Source organism: Enterococcus pallens ATCC BAA-351, from assembly GCF_000407485.1.
GTDB lineage: Bacteria > Bacillota > Bacilli > Lactobacillales > Enterococcaceae > Enterococcus_A > Enterococcus_A pallens.
This window is the reverse complement of sequence record NZ_ASWD01000001.1, coordinates 1,295,818-1,310,384: the sequence shown is the minus strand read 5'-3', so window position 1 is coordinate 1,310,384 and position 14,567 is coordinate 1,295,818. Positions and strand designations below refer to the sequence as shown.

The following is a 14,567-nucleotide window of genomic DNA, read 5'->3' as shown; positions in this document are numbered from 1 at the left end:
AGGGAGGTTTTCTCGCTAACTAAATTCTATACTATCGCCAACTTCAAAAGTTGGAAATTCCCCCGGACTGACAATAATCGCTCCTGGCAAAATTTCACCGACTTCATTTCTAAAATAAATCGAAACGTGTCCTAATTCATCAAAATTTGGATTTGCCTGCGAGCCAACTGCTTCTATCTTATAGACTTTTTCGCCAATTTTCAATTGACCGCCCACTTGAATTGAATCAACTGGCTGTTCCTCCACCTCGTGGATCACACTAATATCACGTAATTCAGTGGTGGCACTTGGACCGAATAGAATTACTAACTGCTCTTCTTCAAAAGCAGGAACCATTGATCCAACTTCAACAATTTTTGTTTTTACCATTTATTTTTCTCCTATCTTATCGTTTAATACATACCGAAGCTTGCAACATAGGCTATGATTACCGCGGTGAACCCTGTTAACATCCGACTGTAAAGTAAGGCTGGTACCCCAACCTGAACTGTTTCTGGTTTTGCTTCTCCCAATGACAAGCCAACCGGGATAAAGTCACATCCTACATGGGCATTGATAGCGAATAGTGCCGGTAACGCATATTGAACTGGAATTGATCCGTTAGCAATTTGGGTCCCGATTAACACACCAATTACCTGTGAAATTACCGCACCTGGTCCTAAAATTGGAGATAAAATAGGAATACTACAGATCAATGCTAACACAACCATGCCCGGAAGTGAACCAGCAAGAGGTGATAATACTTCTGCAATCAAATCACCAATCCCAGTATAATTGATAATTCCGATCATCATACTAATGAAAGCCATAAACGGAATAATGTTTTTCAGCAGCATATCCACTGCATCTCGACCTGATTGATAGAATACACCCATAACACCTCCGATTCCCCGAGAAAAACGAACTAAGAAGCCGTCTTTTTTAGCATTTTCTTTCGCATGCGCTTCTTTGGCTTTGGCGTACTTGTCTTCAAATTTTTCTTCCTGCTGAGGTGCTGCTTCTGTTGCGGCCGCAGCTGCTACTTCAGACGTTTCCTGAGCATCAGTCACCTTCACATTTTCTGGTTTAACACCTGAAACAAAAATATCTTCTGTAATATGCTTTGCCAAGGGCCCAGATGGTGATGATGGTAAAACATCTACTGTTAAAATACGTTTCATGGGATAAACGCCAATCCGTGCTGTTCCACCACAGTCAATCACGGCACATAAAGTTTCTTCTTCAGGTACTTGATTTTTGAAGCCATCCCAAGCTTCAGCCCCAGTTAAATCGGCAATTCGCTGAGCAACTGGATGAATGCCTCCGCCTGTTACTGATACAACTTTATTTTTTGTCGCTGTTGGTGTTAACGTTAAGCCCACACCCCAACCACCGTTTCCAGGTGATACAAAAACTGATTTATACATAATTTATTGGCCTCCTATAATAAGAAATTCGCTTTGCTTTACGCGTTTACTTTCTTCGCTTCTTTAGCTATCAAGAACTTGGTTAAACGTTCAGTGACAATTCCTCGCATTAAGATAACCACAATCCCTACTAGGAAATAGCGCACAGCTAAACTTGACTGATTGTAACCAGCCTCCATTACTCCATTAGCAATTCCTAAGTAAACAAATAATTCACCTGCATTCGCATATGGGAACAATCCAGTTACGGGATGTAAGAAAGAAACCACGGAATCATAAAAAGCAGGCTTTTCTTCTTCCTTGACAAATTTTCCAAAAGTATAAGCCATCGGGTTGGTCAGCATCATTACTGACAGCATGGGCATAATAGAATAGCGCAAGATCATATATTTTGAACAATAGCGGATAGCTCGATCGACACGTTCTTCTCCAATAAATGCAATAACTGAGTAAGTGAAAGTTAAAAGAACAATCAGCAAAGGTATAATTCCGGTCATAAATCCCATGAACTGTTCGCCGCCAGCTTCAAATAAACCAATAAAGTTTTTACCAAACCATTCAATATATTTCATAATTAATTAACTCCTTCTATTATATGGGCAACCGCTTCCAACTTCCGCAAGTAAATTTGCTCAAGTACCCTTTCTACTTGAGATAAGCGAGCCTGCTTCATTTTTTTATCATGTATTTCTGCCAAATTGATTCCTTGGTAAGACGGTACCTGCTTAAAGCGGGCAAAGACTGTAAATCCTCTGCATACATAACAGCTGATAATTTCACCGTTTTGATCCGCAACTACAGCTACAATTGTCTTAAACAACGAACCCTTTGAGACATCGGTGTACAGTTCGTGAGAAACATGATTCTGATACTCCACAGTAATCTTTTTTATAAAAGCTTGATAATATTTCACTTGAAAGATACTGCCTAAGCTCTGAATCACCATTAAAACGAACAGAACGATCAGCAATTGATGCATCGAATTCCCTCTTTTCTACTGCAGGCAGCTAAACACTGCCTGCAGCGGATTTTTGATTAAGCAAATGTTTCGTCTTGTAATTTGCGTAATTTGTAAACTGTTGTTGATTCATCCAGTTCAACATCATCCATGGTTAAGAACGCACCATCTTTGATATCCTTTTTCGCTACTGCCCCAGCAATTAAACCAATTGGAATATTGGCATTTTTCTTCATGTCTTCATGTGTTTCCAGCACACCTCGGACACAGAAGCCGCCGATTCCATCAATTTTTTCACCAGCTTTAATATCTTTCTTCGCTACACAAACAGTTTCGGATACTGGCGCACCCATTGGAACAATCGCTGTATCTTGCTCAAGTACCGCACGAGCAATGGTAATTGGTGTTTCTAATGAACATAAGTGGAATGGGCGATATAAAATATGATGATCGCGCTCACCTTTCTTCATTAGGTAGTTCATTTCATGAGCTACACCTTCATTTTGCCCTTTGACGATACAGAAAATTCCTGGCGCGATACCGTCAACGTATTCCACAACGCCGAATTTACTTAGGACACCACCATTTTCCTTTAAATCCAAGTTCTTGACAGTACCGTCTAAATCAGCTGAGATTCCATGCATTCCTACTACATCAGGAACAAAGCCCATAGCGTTAGATAGTAGGTTCATTTCACCCATGGTTTTCGTACCGTCCTGGAAGGAAGCTAAAATTTTAGGACTCATGACTTGTGCTTTCGCCTTCTCTGCAGCCGTATCCGGATTCGCATGAACCATCAATTTATTGTTCTTGCCTTTACCGGCAACCAAGACTTCCATCCCCATGCTTTTGGCAAATTCATACATTTGCATCGTTGCGGCTGGCTCATCACCATCGGAACCAGTATAAATTAGATCAGTTGAGTCATATAATTTTTTCATCAATGGTCCAATAGTGATATCAATTTCAACGTTCAGCAATACTAAGTGTTTCTTAGCCATTAATGATTCTAAAGAAATTTGAGCACCTGCCTCAGGTACCCCTGTTGCGTCAACAATAATTTCTACTTTGTCAGAATGAATAATATCTTTAAAGTTTTGACTAATTAAAATATCAACTTTTTTGTCTGCGCTGGCATTGTATGCTTCCGCCGCACGATTCGCTGCATCTAGGTTGATATCACTGATTCCTGCCACGATCATGCCTGGAATTGTTGAAATCTGAGAGATCATTCCAAAGCCCATTTGACCTGCACCAATTACCCCAACCTTGATCGGAGCACCATTTTTTTCTCTATCCAATAGTTTTCCATATAACGTCATGTTAAACCCTCCAAGTGTTTTTGTCATATGCTAATATCATTGGCATATGTCTTACAAGGACTAGTATAGCATCTCGAATTGGTTTGTCAACGCTTTCCATCAGCTTTTTCACAAAATAGTAAATTTTGTTACGTTTTTCTGAACATATGTTAATGTAGAAAAGTAAAATACTCCATAAATAAAATAACGCAGTTAGTAGATAGTTTTGTTTTTAAATCCCGCCTTACGCCGATAAGTCAACAAAAAAAGTCTGACGCTAGTGAGAAAATCACCAGCGCCAGACTGTCAAGTTTATTAATTATTAAGCGTTCAAAAAGTTTTGTACTTTTTTATAATCATTAACGGCATTCAGCATTTCACGTCTTTTTTCTTGGGTACTTTCATTACAGCTGACCTCGCCAACGCCATCAAGTCCCATCATTAAACTATTTAATACCAGGTTCGAAGAAATAGTGTTGGCTCCATAAATAATTGCTAGATGCGGATAGCTCTGCTTCAGCTGTGCTACTCGTTTCTTCTGTTCATTACATTGCTCTTCAAACACGTTTTTAGCCGCCTGTTTGCTGTCAAACTTCCATTTGATAATATCTAAAAATGGTAACACCTCTGCTGTTAAATCAAATGGTTTTTCAGTACGAACTAGAATCAAATAACCGATTTCCTTTGCTGCCTGCAAAATAGCATTTACCTGATTAATCCGTTCCGCCTCATCAAAAATTAAAACAGCTGCACCCAGCTCTCGCAGTTCTTTCAGTTCCTCGAGAGATTGGTCTTCAAAAACAATTCCTACCTGAAGACGATTTGTCACTTCGCTAAGTCTAGCCACATCGTTGACACTTGCAGTAAAAATAGCATCCAAGCCTAATTCAATGATCCTTTGATCCATTTGAACAGCATTTTCAACTGCGGCCTCTCCTTTCCAAAGCACCTGGGAATTGACACAATAAAACGGGAGTGTTAATTGTTTTTTCTGCATTGAACTTCTTCCTTTCCATTTGATTGTTGGTGAAAAAAATCACAAATGATAATAAAAAAATTTGCATTTTTCCAACAGCAATTAGGGATTTCTTTGAACATTCCTTTGATAGTTCTGTATTATTACACATGAAAATTGTTCCGTCAACCATTTATTGTGAATTATTGATCAATGTTTTTTGCTAAATTCATTTCTAGCATAGCTCAATCCAAGAAATTTTCTGTCTCCACTTTATTTCCTCCTGTTTGCCCCATTTTTGAAAGGCTATCATAATTTTCTTACTCATTTGAGATTATCCTTTTTATTAAAAAATACTTGAGATCCAAATATTTGAGATACTATCAGAAAATAATTCCGTTATTTTTCAAAAAAATTTCAAACACCCTCTCCTATCAAGAAACATCTTTCTTTTCATGAAAGTTTGCTGAAGCTGCGAACATTTTTCTAATTTTCATTTGACTGAAGAATACTAAAACTGTTTTTTAATAAAAAAGTAGTTTACATCTTCACAAGATAAAGGTATATTATACTCAAATAATAAAAGTAAATTTTACTACAAAGGAGTTTTCACATGACAGTCAATTTTGATTCTCAAGAGTATTTAGCAAAGGTGGATGCATGGTGGCGAGCAGCCAATTATATTTCTGTCGCGCAAATGTATTTAAAGGATAACCCTCTATTAAGACGTCCCATTCAAAAAGAGGATGTTAAGACTCATCCAATTGGTCACTGGGGAACGATTTCTGGACAAAACTTTTTATACGCACACTTAAATCGGGCGATTAACAAGTATGATTTGAACATGTTTTATATTGAAGGTCCTGGACACGGCGGCCAAGTGATGGTTTCTAACTCGTATATCGATGGCAGCTACAGCGAAATTTATCCTGAGATTACGGAAGATGAAGCTGGATTGAAGCATCTATGTAAAGTCTTTTCTTTTCCTGGCGGGATCGCATCTCATGCCGCACCGGAAACGCCTGGCTCTATTCATGAAGGTGGCGAATTAGGTTATGCGCTATCCCATGCGACGGGTGCCATTTTGGATAATCCTGAAGTCATTGCAGCCACAGTTGTTGGTGACGGTGAAGCTGAAACGGGCCCATTAGCTGGCGGATGGTTCTCGAATGTCTTTATTAATCCGGTTAACGATGGTGCCGTTTTGCCAATTCTTTATTTAAACGGTGGTAAAATTTCTAATCCAACGATTCTTTCACGGAAGAGCAATGCCGATTTAGCGAAATACTTTGAAGGAATGGGCTGGAAGCCTTACTTCGTTGAAGGAACTGATCCTGAGCAAGTTCATCCGCTGATGGCTGAAACCTTAGACGCAGTAGTTGAAGAAATCAAAGCTATTCAAACCAAGGCCCGCAAAGATGATGCCCAAAATGCTGAAATGCCACAATGGCCAGTCATCATTTTCCGCACACCTAAAGGCTGGACTGGTCCAGAAACGTGGGATGGCGAACAAATCGCTGGCACTTTCCGTGCACACCAAGTGCCAATTCCAGTGGATTCTGAGCATATGGAGCATATTGACAAATTAGTCGACTGGTTGAAATCTTATCGTCTGGAAGAATTATTTGATGAAAACGGCAAAATTGTTGAAGAACTAAAAGAAATCTCACCTAAAGGCGATAAGCGGATGTCCACTAATCCAATCACTAACGGCGGGATTGATCCGCAGCCAATGAAAATGCCTGATTGGAAGCAACATGCGATCGATACAACCATCCCTGGTGCAGTGATGGCTCAGGATATGATCGTCTTTGGTCAACAAGCTCGAGACATGATCACAGAAAATCCTACCAACTTCCGGATTTTTGGACCTGATGAAACAAAATCCAATCGTTTAAACAAGGTCTTCGAAGTAACTGATCGTCAGTGGCTGGAACCAAAAGACAGTACTGATGAGTGGCAGTCTTCCGTTGGCCGGGTAATCGATGGCCAATTATCTGAACACCAAGCGGAAGGTTTCTTAGAAGGATATGTTTTAACCGGTCGTCATGGGTTCTTTGCCAGCTATGAGTCTTTCTTAAGAGTAGTAGATTCTATGTTGACGCAACATTTCAAGTGGATGCGCAAAGCCAGTGCTCATTCTTGGCGTAAACAGTATCCTGCTCTGAATGTGATTGCGACTTCTACCGTGTTCCAGCAGGATCATAATGGCTATACTCACCAAGACCCTGGTATCTTGACTCATTTAGCGGAAAAGAAACCAGAATTTATTCGGGAATATTTACCAGCAGATGCCAACAGCTTAATGGCCGTGATGGATAAAGCGATGCAAGACAAACAAGTGATTAACTTGATTGTTTCCAGCAAGCATCCACGTCCACAGTTCTATTCAGCAGCGGAAGCAGAAGAATTAGTCGACAAAGGCTTGAAGGTGATCGATTGGGCGAGTACCGATAACGGTCAAGAACCTGATTTAGTGATTGCTGCAGCTGGAACTGAGCCAAACTTGGAAGCATTAGCAGCGGTTTCGATCTTGAACAAACAATTCCCAGAATTGAAGATTCGCTTCATTAATGTGGTAGATATTTTGAAATTGCGTCATCCAGATGTAGACCCACGCGGCTTAAGCAACGAGGAGTTTGATGCGCTATTTACCACTGATAAACCAATCGTCTTTGCCTTCCATGGTTATGAAGGCATGGTTAGAGATATCTTCTTTGATCGGAATAACCACAACATTCATATTCACGGTTATCGTGAAAATGGGGATATTACTACGCCATTTGACATGCGTGTCTTTAGTGAAATGGATCGCTTCCACTTAGCACAAGATGCAGCAAATGCCGTTTACGGTTCCCAAGCAGCTGAATTTTCTGCTAAAATGGATGAAACACTCCAATATCACCATGACTACATTCGTGCGGAAGGAACAGATATTCCAGAAGTTGCTAATTGGAAATGGGAAGCACTGAAAGTAGTTGTTCCACAACGTTAAGTTTTTTTAGGAGGTTTAGTTTAGGCTAAGCCTCCTTTATTGATTAAAAAAAGGAGATGAATAGATATGGAGCAAACACTAGTTATTATCAAACCGGATGGCGTAAAGCGCAAGCTGACTGGCCGTATCATCCAACGCTTTGAGGATAAGAATTTAACAATTAAGGAAATGTATCAAGGCGTAATTTCTGAAGACATTGCAAAAAGTCACTATGCTCATTTAAAGGATAAAGCCTTTTTTCCTGAGCTGATTGCTTACATGACTTCAGGTCCCGTTGTTTTTTTACTATTAGAAGGAAATGATGCGATTGCATTGGTGCGTCAAATGCTTGGAGCCACGAACGTTTTGAAAGCGGTACCCGGAACTATCCGTGGTGATTTTGCCTGCAGCACTACCGAAAATATCGTTCATGCCTCCGACTCACCTGAAAATGCTGCGATTGAAATCCAGCGATTCTTCAGTCATTTATAATGAAAAAGACCAATCACTGCTTATGAAAAGAAAGCAATGATTGGTCTTTTTTACTCACCCATCAACATTAAGTTGCAGGTTCTTGTTCGTTCACGATTTTGATCCCAATCAACAAAATATAAATAACCAACAGAGCCAATTAAAGGTTGTCCATCTTTGACGATGACCGTTTCGCTGGCTCCGAAAAGAGAACCTTTAATATGAGCGTCCGCATTTAAAATAGATACTGGATCAGGCAAATAATTCGGATCAGCCGCGGCTAATTCTTTTAAAAACTCTACATGCTCTGGCCCAGGATAAAGATAGTCTGATTCAGTCAATTGGCGAGGAATTAATTTCTCCAAAATCCGATTTTGGTCTACCTGCAGATACTCATCCCCCTTCCAGTCCTTGTCATGAACATATTCTTCAAAAATGACTGAACAAGTTGTATGTGGGGTAGTGATGGCACAAAAGCCATTCTTTAATCCAGCTGACTCAATCGTTTTGCGTAAATCAGCGGTAATATCAATATAGCTGACTTTCCCTGCTTGTGTTTTAATGGATAATTGTTCATGGATAACCTTCATCTATTTACCTCTTTCTTTGTATGCTTGCACCACTGCTTCAACCATCTCAGTTAGCATATCCGCCGGTGAAGCTGCGTTAGTAATACCACTAGTACAGCCAGTCCCATCCGCTCCCAGCTTAATCGTGCGATATACATCTTCCCCACTGCTGATACCGGCTGCCTGCATGACTAAGATGTCAGGATTAATTTCTTTAATGGCTTGATTGGTTTCTTCAATATAATCGCTTCCGCTGGTTTGACCGGTGCCAATTAGTTCAGTTGGTTCGCATAAAATAATGTCTGCTCCTAAAATTGCCACTGCTCTTGCCTCATCAATAGAATCTGCACACACAATTGTCTTCATTCCTAGTTCCTTAGCTCGCTTCATTGCTTGGGCCAGTCCGGCTAAGGTCAAAGGTCGTTCGGCATGATTTAAGAAAACGGCTCTTGCTCCAGCATGATAAACCGATTCTGGTAGAACATGACCGATTCCTCGACCAGGCCTGATCCCGTCTATATGTTGAGCTGTAACCACGATTTTCTCAGTTGCTTGCTTTACTGCACTAATGTCAGCAAATGGCACAGTCACTAATACTGTGCATTCCGGATATTTTGCTGCTAATTCATCTGCCCGTTGTGCTAGTCTTAACAGTTCTTCACCATAAAGATAGGATTTTGGGTTAAAGACAAAAAAGGGTTGTTTAATTTCTACTGTCATTTATCGTCGCCTCTTTTCTATGCATCCTTTGTAGCAAATACTTTGTAGCAATTTTCCAATACACCTGCCATCGCTTGATTAGACAACTGTTTCATTTCTAAGTAATCTTTAGGCTTGTTTTCTTTGTTCATACGGTAAGCCGCTTGCAAAAAGTCGGTGAAAATATTGATTTTGGAAATGCCACTAGTCGCACAACGGTTCAGATTGTTGGTGCCAGATGAAGAACCGCCGTGCAGTACCAATGGAACCTCGCAAATGGCACTGATTTCCTTCAGTCGATCAAAGTTCAACACTGGTGTCCCTTTGTATGCCCCATGAGCGGTACCAATGGACACTGCCAGCGAATCGACTTGGGTTTCTTTTAAGAAGATTTCGACATCCTTAACCTCCGTATAAATAGAATCAGTTGTTTCATGATTTTCATAGTTTGTTCCAGCTCCAACATGCCCTAACTCAGCTTCTACTGTTACCTCTTTTTGGTGGGCATATTCAACGACTTCTTTTGTCAGTTTGATATTATTTTCTAAGCTTTCCTTTGATGCATCAATCATGACCGAAGTAAAACCTAATTCGATGGCTTCTTTGATAAACTCAAAATCTTCACCATGATCCAAGTGCAAAGCGACTGGAACCGATACTTTGTTAGCTAAGTATTGGCCAATCAAGGCAGCTTCTTCTAAGGAAATCAAGTCTTTGTGTGCCTGCGCAAAGGGCAAGATTAAGGGCTTGTTCAGCTTTTCAGCGACTGTTACAAAGGTCCGTGCCGAATCTAAATCGATAAAATTGGTCGCAGGTATGGCATAATTCTCTTTTTTTGCTTTACTGAGCATTGCTTTTGAATTTACTAACACGTTATCGCATCCTTTACATTTGCAAACTTATGTTTACTTTTGTAAAAATTGTAGTATGATAATAGAGGAAAGTCAATTGAATCCAGCATTATCATTTGGTATATATCAACGAATCACGGAACATTTGTTGCAAGAGGAGGAAATGGATGATTGAGCGTGAAGAAATGATGCTAAAGGCTGCTTTATATTATTATGAGGATGAAATTACCCAAAGTGAAATTGCTAAGTTGCTAAAAATTTCCCGACCAACCGTTGCAGCGCTGCTGCAGGAGGCCAAAGACAAGGGCATCGTAAAAATTACCATTCAGCACAGTCAACTGCGTACCATAAAGCTGCAGGAACAGCTGATGAAAAGATATCAGCTGGCTAATGTAAAAATTGCTTCAGCCGCAAAAGAGGAAGCCGACAGCCTAAAAGCTGCGGCAGGAAAATTATGTATGGAATTGATTGAACCATTATTGCCTAGTATCCGAAGATTAGGAATCGGCTGGGGAACAACCCTTTTCGAATACGTACAGCAAGCGAACTATTTGCATCTGGAATCTTTAAAAATTATTCCCTTGATTGGTGGGAATGGTCTTGCCACCGTCCGTTTTCATTCTAACCATTTAGCTTTTGTCCTATCGCAGAAATATCATTGCGAGGTTTCTTACTTCTATGCCCCAGCCATCGCTGACACACAGGCAGTGAAGGATACATTAGTGGAAACCAATCTAATCAAAGAGGTTATGGAAGAAGGTCGTCAAGTGGATCTAGCGGTCCTAGGTGTGGGTGATCCCATTCATTCTTCCACTTACGAGAAACTGGACTATATTTCTGATGAGGACACTGCCTTACTAATGGAAGAAAACATTATTGGTGATATTGGCGGAACCTTCTTTAAAGCCGATGGGAAAGCTCTGCAAACAGGAATTGCTCAGCGGATGCTGGGAATTAAGCTAGCTGATATCGAAAAAATTGATCGAGTAGTCATTGTAGCTACCGGAAAAGAAAAAGCAAAAAGCATTCAAACATTGCTAAAAATGTCCGTCATCACCGATCTGATCATTGATGAGGAACTTGCACAATTGCTGTAAAATCAAAAAGATCGAACCAGACTCTCCTGTTGGGTGAGAAACTGATTCGATCTTTTTTATGATGAATCCTGCTGAATAATTCCTGTTTAATTAACCATCAGGATTGCCATACGTTTGGTAATAAGCATAGTAGCCCATGCGCTGCAAATCCATCGTCCGTTCAATTATTTGCTCATCACAAAAAGCTACTGCCTTTAGCAAAGCTTCAGTAAACTCCAAAGCAGCTGTACCGTTGGCTGTTACTAAGTTGCGGTCTTGAACCACCTGCTGTTTAATAAACTGAGGAGCATTCGTGTACTGTGCAGCGGCTCGCCACAATTCTTGGTCATTTCCGGTGTGATAATAAGAACGTAGTAAACCATTTTTTGCTAAATAGTCCACTGCTCCGCAAATGGCTCCGACTGGTGTCCCTTTTTCCAAAGCCTGAGCAACAATTTTTTTCAATAAGGAATGCTTGAAGCTCCACGAATGACTGCCAATCAATACCAACAAGTCCAGCTTTTTTGGTATTGTTTCGATCAGATAGTCTACATCGATTCTAAATCCGCCCATGGAGGTGACCTGCTGCTTTATTGATGCTGTTTTTATTTCCCAATTTTTCTGTTGATTCAACTGGCTGGCAAGATAAGCACCTTGCCAATCAGCATAATCTTCTAATAGTAAGAACACCGCTCGCTTCATCGTTGCCCTCCCTCTCTAATCGCAACGCAAATATTTATATTTTTTAACTCGTGACGTTTCAAAGGTTTCCACTTCAAAATAAAAACAATGGTCTTTACGATCCCTCGTAATAATTGCTGGCATCATAAAGTAATTGATTCCTTGAGATTCCATTAAATAGAGTAAATCTTCTTTAACTGCAAAAAGCGGCACAGCTGAATCCACCAGTCGATGATAATCTTTGGTAAACTGGTCGTCCTCTTCGCTTTTAAATTCAAATACTGCACCATTGGTATCAAGCATTTGACTCATCCTTAGTCAAAATTTTGTTGGGACCTAACAGCTCAGCATGACGAAGCTGTTCAATCTCTAGATGAACGATTTCCTCCTCATCCGTCGCTAAGTAGATCAGCTGGTCCTTTTGTCCAATCACTCGCCCTATTAGGTCATCATAGTATTTACGTTCACTATCCAAAGCCTCTAACTGCAAAGCAATCCGCTTATTCTGTATGTAGGATTGCTGGAGAAGCTGACTTATTTCCTCCAACGTCTGTTGAGGCTTTTGCAAATTTTCCTTGTAACGCTGTTTATTGTCTTTCGTTAAAAGAGCCGTATGATCCGATAGGTAAAAACCGATCCATTTGATCATTCCCCGATCCTGATAATTTTGTTTTGCTTCTAAAAATAATTCCATTGCCGTTTCATCATCATACACAGCAAAAACCCCTTCTCATTCTGAATGCAGCAAGCAAAAAGCGGTAGCCGCTTCATTTAATTTCACGCCTGAATTGGTTTTATCAATGGCTTAAAATAGAAAATGTTATTCTTTAGCAGTGGGGAAACTGCTGTTTTTCCATGTTCCTTCCTACGTACAAATCAGTTACATTCCATCCATCCCGCCTGCATGTCCGCCAACTAAGCCCGCTCGATCAATGGCTGTGGCACCCTCTAATAAAGAATGGGCTCGCACAATCGAGCGAAACTGATATTTATTACGAATTTCTCCAACAATATCATCGATTTGATCTTCTTTGATAGACTGCAGTGGATCTTGGAATAAATCCAGCTGTAATCCACCTGCAGGCTGCAAAGAAGACACGTTCAAGGAAATTTTGCGCACCTCAGAGTGATCCCAATACTTAGCAAACATCTGCAAAGCCTGTTGAGTTAGCTTTTTCCCTTGATTAGTAGCAGGAATCTTCATTTGATGATGGAAGCCGCCACGTTTTTGAGTCCCGTTATATGCATACCCTATTCCTAAATGTAAAGTAGCGCCCATTACATCAGCTTTGCGTAATCGTTGGGCGACTTGCTCACAAATCTCAGCTAATACGGCTTCAATCTCTTCCTTGCGAACATAATTTTTAGGCAAAATTTGGGAATTGCCAATTGATTTTTCTTTCTTGGGATAATTGCCCTTTTCCGATAAAATCGAGCGATCAATTCCCCAGGCGTGCATATAATGCTGCAGGCTGATCACACCAAAATAATTCTTTAATCTAAATGGATTTGCATGAGCCAAATCTCCCATCGTTCGCAATCCCATACGATTGTAGCGAAGCTCCATTCGACGACCGATTCCCCAAAAATCACTTAGCTTTAAGGGCCAAATTTTTTCTGGGACATCCTGATAAGTCCAGTGAGCAAATAATGAGCTGTTCTTTTTGGCTTCCATGTCCATCGCTACCTTAGCCATTAAAGGATTTACTGACAGACCAACACTAGTATAAATTTTTAATTTTCGCAAAATCTCCAGTTGAATAGCTTTAGCAACTTCCTCGGGGCTGTCACCAAACAAACGCCAACTATGGGTTAAATCACCAAATTGCTCGTCAATACTATAAGTATGAATATCTTCGTCCGCCATATATTGACGAAAAATAGTAAGAATTTCCATATGATATTGCATGTACAAAGTCATTCTTGGCGGCACAATAATTAAATCAGGATGATCCGGCACCTCAAATCCGCGGCTGACATTACTAATTCCCAGAACTTTTTTAGCCATGGGACTAGCAGCTAAAATCAAGCCTGCATCATTACGATCACCACTCATGACCACTAAAAGAGTGGTAATTGGGTTCAATCCTAGCTCTACGCATTCCACACTGGCGTAAAAACTCTTAGAGTCCATGCAAAAAACTTCTCGTACTGGTTCTCCTTTATAAAGATCCATTTGTCTTCCCTCAATTCAAACAAACGTATGTTCCCTTAAATTAAAGCATGTTTAAAAGGGAGTTGTCAATAGATAGTCTTTACCTCCCCACATCTTTTTGTGATCTTCTCATTTGCAAGCTACTATTTTCTTAAACAGCCTGAATGGTTATCGTAATTTTTTGTCTGCTGTCAAATTTTTTCCTAATTACACTTGAGAAATTTCTTGGTCTTTTACATGAACTTCATGACAAAAATTCGTTATGCTTTTAAAAACAGCGAAAACCTAGGAGAAGATGACGAAAAAACACTGACTGCCGCAAATCATTCAACCCGCTCAACTGCTTCAACTAAAGCTGAAGAAAATTCTAATAACTCCTCCACTGCAGAAAAAGGTAACAAGAAACAGACTTGCAAACAGCCGTTGGATCATCAGAAAAAAATATGCTCGAAATCCTTTTAATGAACCCGA

At 40.2% G+C, this 14,567-nt stretch carries 17 protein-coding genes; 4 read left to right on the top strand and 13 right to left on the bottom strand.

Going from position 1 to position 14,567, the window contains the following annotated elements:
* Nucleotides 1-15: 15 nt before the first annotated feature.
* The 6 genes from I588_RS06240 to I588_RS06215 form a co-directional block, all read right to left on the bottom strand.
* Nucleotides 16-369 carry a PTS glucitol/sorbitol transporter subunit IIA gene (locus I588_RS06240; RefSeq protein WP_010758123.1) on the bottom strand — a complete coding sequence of 118 codons (354 nt, stop codon included), beginning with the start codon at nucleotides 367-369 and terminating at the stop codon, nucleotides 16-18.
* A gap of 23 nt (nucleotides 370-392) precedes the next feature.
* Nucleotides 393-1,406, bottom strand: a complete 1,014-nt coding sequence (gene srlE / locus I588_RS06235; RefSeq protein ID WP_010758122.1) for a PTS glucitol/sorbitol transporter subunit IIB — start codon at nucleotides 1,404-1,406, stop codon at nucleotides 393-395.
* A gap of 38 nt (nucleotides 1,407-1,444) precedes the next feature.
* Complete coding sequence (gene srlA / locus I588_RS06230) at nucleotides 1,445-1,978, bottom strand: PTS glucitol/sorbitol transporter subunit IIC (protein WP_010758121.1); 534 nt, start codon at nucleotides 1,976-1,978, stop codon at nucleotides 1,445-1,447.
* A 2-nt stretch (nucleotides 1,979-1,980) separates the two neighbouring features.
* Nucleotides 1,981-2,385, bottom strand: coding sequence for a transcriptional regulator GutM (locus I588_RS06225; protein ID WP_010758120.1), 405 nt, complete (start codon nucleotides 2,383-2,385; stop codon nucleotides 1,981-1,983).
* A gap of 56 nt (nucleotides 2,386-2,441) precedes the next feature.
* The gene (locus I588_RS06220; RefSeq protein ID WP_010758119.1) at nucleotides 2,442-3,686 is read right to left on the bottom strand and encodes an NAD(P)H-dependent oxidoreductase; all 1,245 of its coding nucleotides are present in this window, start codon (nucleotides 3,684-3,686) and stop codon (nucleotides 2,442-2,444) included.
* A gap of 301 nt (nucleotides 3,687-3,987) precedes the next feature.
* On the bottom strand, nucleotides 3,988-4,662 hold the full coding sequence (locus tag I588_RS06215) for a hypothetical protein (RefSeq protein ID WP_010758118.1): 675 nt from the start codon (nucleotides 4,660-4,662) through the stop codon (nucleotides 3,988-3,990).
* A 571-nt stretch (nucleotides 4,663-5,233) separates the two neighbouring features.
* Between I588_RS06215 and I588_RS06210 the strand changes: the two genes are divergently transcribed.
* Both I588_RS06210 and ndk read left to right on the top strand, forming a co-directional pair.
* Nucleotides 5,234-7,615, top strand: coding sequence for a phosphoketolase family protein (locus I588_RS06210; protein WP_010758117.1), 2,382 nt, complete (start codon nucleotides 5,234-5,236; stop codon nucleotides 7,613-7,615).
* Nucleotides 7,616-7,681: 66 nt separating this feature from the next.
* A complete protein-coding gene (gene ndk / locus I588_RS06205; protein ID WP_010758116.1) occupies nucleotides 7,682-8,086 on the top strand; it encodes a nucleoside-diphosphate kinase in 405 nt (134 codons plus the stop codon).
* 50 nt (nucleotides 8,087-8,136) lie between these two features.
* Here the strand turns inward: ndk and I588_RS06200 are convergent, their stop codons facing one another.
* Genes I588_RS06200 through I588_RS06190 form a run of 3 tightly spaced genes read right to left on the bottom strand, consistent with a single transcriptional unit; the run spans nucleotide 8,137 to nucleotide 10,205 of the window.
* Nucleotides 8,137-8,655 (bottom strand): YjbQ family protein, encoded by a 519-nt coding sequence (locus tag I588_RS06200; RefSeq protein ID WP_010758115.1) that lies wholly within the window; start codon nucleotides 8,653-8,655, stop codon nucleotides 8,137-8,139.
* Nucleotides 8,656-9,354: a triose-phosphate isomerase gene (locus I588_RS06195; RefSeq protein ID WP_010758114.1), complete on the bottom strand. Its 699-nt coding sequence runs from the start codon at nucleotides 9,352-9,354 to the stop codon at nucleotides 8,656-8,658.
* 17 nt (nucleotides 9,355-9,371) lie between these two features.
* Nucleotides 9,372-10,205, bottom strand: coding sequence for a class II fructose-bisphosphate aldolase (locus I588_RS06190; protein WP_010758113.1), 834 nt, complete (start codon nucleotides 10,203-10,205; stop codon nucleotides 9,372-9,374).
* A 146-nt stretch (nucleotides 10,206-10,351) separates the two neighbouring features.
* Here I588_RS06190 and I588_RS06185 point away from each other — a divergent pair, with 146 nt between their 5' ends.
* On the top strand, nucleotides 10,352-11,281 hold the full coding sequence (locus tag I588_RS06185) for a sugar-binding transcriptional regulator (protein WP_010758112.1): 930 nt from the start codon (nucleotides 10,352-10,354) through the stop codon (nucleotides 11,279-11,281).
* 90 nt (nucleotides 11,282-11,371) lie between these two features.
* Here I588_RS06185 and I588_RS06180 read toward each other — a convergent pair whose 3' ends face one another.
* From I588_RS06180 to I588_RS06165, 4 genes are all read right to left on the bottom strand, one after another.
* Complete coding sequence (locus I588_RS06180) at nucleotides 11,372-11,962, bottom strand: type 1 glutamine amidotransferase family protein (protein ID WP_010758111.1); 591 nt, start codon at nucleotides 11,960-11,962, stop codon at nucleotides 11,372-11,374.
* A 15-nt stretch (nucleotides 11,963-11,977) separates the two neighbouring features.
* The gene (locus I588_RS06175) at nucleotides 11,978-12,244 is read right to left on the bottom strand and encodes a DUF5960 family protein (protein WP_010758110.1); all 267 of its coding nucleotides are present in this window, start codon (nucleotides 12,242-12,244) and stop codon (nucleotides 11,978-11,980) included.
* Complete coding sequence (locus tag I588_RS06170) at nucleotides 12,237-12,656, bottom strand: hypothetical protein (protein WP_010758109.1); 420 nt, start codon at nucleotides 12,654-12,656, stop codon at nucleotides 12,237-12,239. The genes I588_RS06175 and I588_RS06170 overlap by 8 nt, the downstream gene beginning before the upstream one ends.
* Before the next feature lie 165 nt (nucleotides 12,657-12,821).
* The gene (locus I588_RS06165; RefSeq protein WP_010758108.1) at nucleotides 12,822-14,117 is read right to left on the bottom strand and encodes a Y-family DNA polymerase; all 1,296 of its coding nucleotides are present in this window, start codon (nucleotides 14,115-14,117) and stop codon (nucleotides 12,822-12,824) included.
* 225 nt (nucleotides 14,118-14,342) lie between these two features.
* Between I588_RS06165 and I588_RS06160 the strand changes: the two genes are divergently transcribed.
* Nucleotides 14,343-14,558 carry a hypothetical protein gene (locus I588_RS06160; protein ID WP_139243999.1) on the top strand — a complete coding sequence of 72 codons (216 nt, stop codon included), beginning with the start codon at nucleotides 14,343-14,345 and terminating at the stop codon, nucleotides 14,556-14,558.
* Nucleotides 14,559-14,567 lie beyond the last annotated feature (9 nt).

Excerpts from the sequence above, each read along its gene's own strand:
- I588_RS06195 (WP_010758114.1), bottom strand. The coding sequence starts at position 9,354 with ATGACAGTAGAAATTAAACAACCCTTTTTTGTCTTTAACCCAAAATCC.
- I588_RS06240 (WP_010758123.1), bottom strand. The coding sequence starts at position 369 with ATGGTAAAAACAAAAATTGTTGAAGTTGGATCAATGGTTCCTGCTTTT.
- I588_RS06175 (WP_010758110.1), bottom strand. The coding sequence starts at position 12,244 with ATGCTTGATACCAATGGTGCAGTATTTGAATTTAAAAGCGAAGAGGAC.
- I588_RS06185 (WP_010758112.1), top strand. The coding sequence starts at position 10,352 with ATGATTGAGCGTGAAGAAATGATGCTAAAGGCTGCTTTATATTATTAT.
- I588_RS06215 (WP_010758118.1), bottom strand. The coding sequence starts at position 4,662 with ATGCAGAAAAAACAATTAACACTCCCGTTTTATTGTGTCAATTCCCAG.
- I588_RS06225 (WP_010758120.1), bottom strand. The coding sequence starts at position 2,385 with ATGCATCAATTGCTGATCGTTCTGTTCGTTTTAATGGTGATTCAGAGC.
- I588_RS06210 (WP_010758117.1), top strand. The coding sequence starts at position 5,234 with ATGACAGTCAATTTTGATTCTCAAGAGTATTTAGCAAAGGTGGATGCA.
- srlE (WP_010758122.1), bottom strand. The coding sequence starts at position 1,406 with ATGTATAAATCAGTTTTTGTATCACCTGGAAACGGTGGTTGGGGTGTG.
- I588_RS06220 (WP_010758119.1), bottom strand. The coding sequence starts at position 3,686 with ATGACGTTATATGGAAAACTATTGGATAGAGAAAAAAATGGTGCTCCG.
- I588_RS06160 (WP_139243999.1), top strand. The coding sequence starts at position 14,343 with ATGACAAAAATTCGTTATGCTTTTAAAAACAGCGAAAACCTAGGAGAA.
- ndk (WP_010758116.1), top strand. The coding sequence starts at position 7,682 with ATGGAGCAAACACTAGTTATTATCAAACCGGATGGCGTAAAGCGCAAG.
- I588_RS06180 (WP_010758111.1), bottom strand. The coding sequence starts at position 11,962 with ATGAAGCGAGCGGTGTTCTTACTATTAGAAGATTATGCTGATTGGCAA.
- srlA (WP_010758121.1), bottom strand. The coding sequence starts at position 1,978 with ATGAAATATATTGAATGGTTTGGTAAAAACTTTATTGGTTTATTTGAA.
- I588_RS06200 (WP_010758115.1), bottom strand. The coding sequence starts at position 8,655 with ATGAAGGTTATCCATGAACAATTATCCATTAAAACACAAGCAGGGAAA.
- I588_RS06165 (WP_010758108.1), bottom strand. The coding sequence starts at position 14,117 with ATGGATCTTTATAAAGGAGAACCAGTACGAGAAGTTTTTTGCATGGAC.